Annotated in this window: 2 rRNA genes; both read right to left on the bottom strand. The window is 52.9% G+C overall.

The features are described from left to right. Positions 1–2,905 (bottom strand): 23S ribosomal RNA (locus tag ABRP88_RS11215); the annotation flags it as partial. A gap of 512 nt (positions 2,906–3,417) precedes the next feature. Then, positions 3,418–4,936, bottom strand: a 16S ribosomal RNA gene (locus ABRP88_RS11210). Positions 4,937–5,222 lie beyond the last annotated feature (286 nt).

Genomic DNA, 5,222 nt, shown 5'->3' with positions numbered 1-5,222 from the left:
TACCCCTGGCGGGATAACTGGCACACTAGAGGTACGTCCGTCCCGGTCCTCTCGTACTAGGGACAGCCTTCTTCAAGTTTCAACGCGCGCGGCGGATAGAGACCGAACTGTCTCACGACGTTCTGAACCCAGCTCGCGTGCCGCTTTAATGGGCGAACAGCCCAACCCTTGGGACCTACTCCAGCCCCAGGATGCGACGAGCCGACATCGAGGTGCCAAACCATCCCGTCGATATGGACTCTTGGGGAAGATCAGCCTGTTATCCCCGGGGTACCTTTTATCCGTTGAGCGACACCACATCCACAAGTAGGTGCCGGATCACTAGTCCCGACTTTCGTCCCTGCTCGACATGTCTGTCTCACAGTCAAGCTCCCTTGTGCACTTACACTCACCACCTGATTGCCAACCAGGCTGAGGGAACCTTTGGGCGCCTCCGTTACATTTTGGGAGGCAACCGCCCCAGTTAAACTACCCACCAGGCACTGTCCCCAACCCAGATCATGGGCCAAGGTTAGATGCTCAATCCGATCAGAGTGGTATTTCAACAACGACTCCACCACCACTAGCGTGATAGCTTCACAGTCTCCCACCTATCCTACACAAACCGAACCAAACACCAATACCAAGCTATAGTGAAGGTCCCGGGGTCTTTTCGTCCTGCCGCGCGTAACGAGCATCTTTACTCGTAATGCAATTTCACCGGGCCTGTGGTCGAGACAGCAGAGAAGTCGTTACGCCATTCGTGCAGGTCGGAACTTACCCGACAAGGAATTTCGCTACCTTAGGATGGTTATAGTTACCACCGCCGTTTACTGGGGCTTAAATTCTCAGCTTCGCAACCAAAAAAGTTACTAACCGGTCCTCTTAACCTTCCAGCACCGGGCAGGCGTCAGTCCATATACATCAACTTAACGTCTTCGCATGGACCTGTGTTTTTGATAAACAGTCGCTTCCCTCTATTCTCTGCGACCCCACAACACTCCAACCGCAAGGGTCTTCACGTCACAGGGCCCCCCTTCTCCCGAAGTTACGGGGGCATTTTGCCGAATTCCTTAACCACAGTTCACCCGAACGCCTTAGTATCTTCAACCTGACCACCTGTGTCGGTTTAGGGTACGGGCCATACACGCACTCGCTAGAGGCTTTTCTCGACAGTACAGGATCACCACCATCAACCCGCTTAGGGTCTACGCATCACGCCTCAACCACACTGTGTGGCGGATTTACCTACCACACGGCCTACACGCTTACACCACCAATCCAATAAGTGGCGCGGCTACCTCACTGCGTCACCCCATCACTTGAACCACACATCAGGCCCCACGACATCAACACCACCAACACTCAAAGAATGCTAGGTAGCGTATCCGCAGTGGTTAGTATCAGTGCTTCATCATGGGCGCACATGTACGGGTACCAGAATATCAACTGGTTATCCATCGACTACGCCTGTCGGCCTCGCCTTAGGTCCCGACTCACCCTGGGAAGACGAACTTGACCCAGGAACCCTTAGTCATCCGGCGGTAAGGATTCTCACCTTACAATTCGTTACTCATGCCTGCATTCTCACTCGCACACAGTCCACGCCTCCTCACGGTAACGCTTCCACCCATGCACGACGCTCCCCTACCCAAACAACAACAAATTGCTGCTTGCCGCGGCTTCGGCGGTGTACTTGAGCCCCACTACATTGTCGGCGCAGAACCACTCGACCAGTGAGCTATTACGCACTCTTTCAAGGATGGCTGCTTCTAAGCCAACCTCCTGGCTGTCTTCGCGATCCCACATCCTTTTCCACTTAGTACACCCTTAGGGGCCTTAACCGGCGATCTGGGCTGTTTCCCTCTCGACTATGAAGCTTATCCCCCACAGTCTCACTGCCGCACAACACAATTGATGGCATTCGGAGTTTGGCTGACATTGCTAAGATTGTAGTCCCGCTCAACCAACCAGTCGCTCTACCTCCACCAAGCTAATGCGACGCTGCACCTAAATGCATTTCGGGGAGAACCAGCTATCACGGAGTTTGATTGGCCTTTCACCCCTACCCACAGCTCATCCCCGCAGTTTTCAACCTACGTGGGTTCGCGCCTCCACAACCTCTTACAGCTGCTTCACACTGGCCATGGGTAGATCACCCCGCTTCGGGTCCAGGACATGCCACTAATCACCCCATTAGGATTCGGTTTCCCTACGGCTACCCCACACGGGTTAACCTCGCGACATGCCGCTGACTCGCAGGCTCATTCTTCAAAAGGCACGCCATCACACAATAAAAAGTGCTCTGACGGATTGTAAGCACATGGTTTCAGGAACTATTTCACTCCCCTCCCGGGGTACTTTTCACCATTCCCTCACGGTACTATCCACTATCGGTCACACTGAGTATTTAGGCTTACCGGGTGGTCCCGGCAGATTCACAACAGATTCCACGAGCCCGTTGCTACTCGGGAACCCAACAACCCCCACATCATCATCTTCAGCTACAGGACTCTCACCTACTCCGGCAGGCCATTCCAAACCACTTCACCTAACAACAATGCACAAAGGGCGTGCCACTGGTAGATGACACAAAGCTAGGCCCCACAACACCGCACACACAACCCCTACCAGGTATCACATGCACACGGTTTAGCCTCATCCACGTTCGTTCGCCACTACTAGCAGAATCATTATTATTTTCTCCTCCTACGGGTACTGAGATGTTTCACTTCCCCGCGTAACCCCCACAACAGCTATGAATTCACTGAAGGGTAACCCCACATAACCAGGGCCAGGTTTCCCCATTCGGACATCCTCGGATCAACGCTTTATTGACAACTCCCCGAGGCTTAACGCAGCCTTACACGTCCTTCATCGGCTCAGCATGCCAAGGCATCCACCATGCGCCCTAAATAACGAACACACCAACCACCACACACAAACCACACAACACAAAGGTCACACAATCCGTATGCAATGGCAACAAGTGAACTTGACAAAATAAACAAAAAGAAAAATCACATCACACACACAAACACCACAAACACAACGTGTAAGTGGCATCATGCAGATGCTCGCGTCCACTATACAGTTCTCACACAACACCCCGAACCAGCAACAAACACCACCACAATGAATGGCATCCATCAACCAGTCAGGCACACACAAAAGGGGATAATGCCCCAGACACCCAACAATGCACCAACAACTTATTCACAAACTTATTTCTGTACTGCATGGACACTTTTACGCATGTCACAAAGCACTGTCTCAACACTCAGTACTGCTGATTAAGGTGTATGTCCTACCCGGAATTTCCAAATTCGGTGGCAGCAGAACACTCGCCTACTCAACCACCAACCCACCATAAACACAGCGGGCAACCCACAACCGTGGGTATCTAGCTGCAACTGCAGCCCAATAAAAGCTCCTTAGAAAGGAGGTGATCCACCCGCACCTTCCGGTACGGGTACCTTGTTACGACTTCGTCCCAATCGCCGATCCCACCTTCGACGGCTCCCTAACACGTTTAGGCCACCGGCTTCGGGTGTTACCAACTTTCATGACGTGACGGGCGGTGTGTACAAGGCCCGGGAACGTATTCACCGCAGCATTGCTGATCTGCGATTACTAGCGACTCCGACTTCATGGGGTCGAGTTGCAGACCCCAATCCGAACTAAGGCCGGCTTTCAGCGATTCGCTCCACCTCACAGTGTCGCAGCGCGTTGTACCGACCATTGTAGCATGTGTGAAGCCCTGGACATAAGGGGCATGATGATTTGACGTCATCCCCACCTTCCTCCGAGTTAACCCCGGCAGTCTCTCATGAGTCCCCAACCAAATGCTGGCAACATAAGACAAGGGTTGCGCTCGTTGCGGGACTTAACCCAACATCTCACGACACGAGCTGACGACAACCATGCACCACCTGTACACCAACCACAAAGGGAAACTACATCTCTGCAGCGATCTAGTGTATGTCAAGCCCAGGTAAGGTTCTTCGCGTTGCATCGAATTAATCCACATGCTCCGCCGCTTGTGCGGGCCCCCGTCAATTCCTTTGAGTTTTAGCCTTGCGGCCGTACTCCCCAGGCGGGGCGCTTAATGCGTTAGCTACGGCACGAAAGTCGTAGAAAGACCCTCACACCTAGCGCCCACCGTTTACGGCATGGACTACCAGGGTATCTAATCCTGTTCGCTACCCATGCTTTCGCTCCTCAGCGTCAGTAACTGCCCAGTAACCTGCCTTCGCCATCGGTGTTCCTCCTGATATCTGCGCATTTCACCGCTACACCAGGAATTCCAGTTACCCCTACAGCACTCAAGTTATGCCCGTATCGCCTGCACGCCCGGAGTTAAGCCCCAGAATTTCACAGACGACGCGACAAACCACCTACGAGCCCTTTACGCCCAGTAATTCCGGACAACGCTCGCACCCTACGTATTACCGCGGCTGCTGGCACGTAGTTAGCCGGTGCTTCTTATCTAGGTACCGTCACCAAAAAGCTTCGTCCCTAGCGAAAGGAGTTTACAACCCGAAGGCCTTCATCCCCCACGCGGCGTCGCTGCATCAGGCTTGCGCCCATTGTGCAATATTCCCCACTGCTGCCTCCCGTAGGAGTCTGGGCCGTATCTCAGTCCCAATGTGGCCGTACACCCTCTCAGGCCGGCTACCCGTCGCCGCCTTGGTAGGCCATTACCCCACCAACAAGCTGATAGGCCGCGAGCTCATCCTACACCGAAAAAACTTTCCAACCACCACACTAAAGATGGTTCCTATCCGGTATTAGACCCAGTTTCCCAAGCTTATCCCGAAGTGCAGGGCAGATCACCCACGTGTTACTCACCCGTTCGCCACTCGAGTACCCTGCAAGCAGGGCCTTTCCGTTCGACTTGCATGTGTTAAGCACGCCGCCAGCGTTCGTCCTGAGCCAGGATCAAACTCTCCACAAAAAGAAAAATTTCAGAACAACATTCCAAAATTAAGGCCGTGAAAAGCCCAAACCTAACCAAAAGAACAAACCACCACAAACCCACAAAAGCAGGCCCATGCTGGCGTCCAAAAATTACTACAAAGAAAAAATCATTACCTCCCCAACCCGACGGGGCACAAAAAGGGAGACAAAAAGTTGAACACAATCACATGCCAACCAATCCATCAATGCAGCCGAAACACTAAACAGTATTCAAAAAGATGCGTATTCCAACACCTTACCGGCACACACCAACCAACAAACCA

The organism is Corynebacterium sp. KPL2734 (assembly GCF_040225595.1).
Classification (GTDB): Bacteria; Actinomycetota; Actinomycetes; order Mycobacteriales; family Mycobacteriaceae; genus Corynebacterium; species Corynebacterium rhinophilum.
Note: the sequence above shows the minus strand (reverse complement) of the source record. Positions and strands in the feature narration are given on the sequence as shown.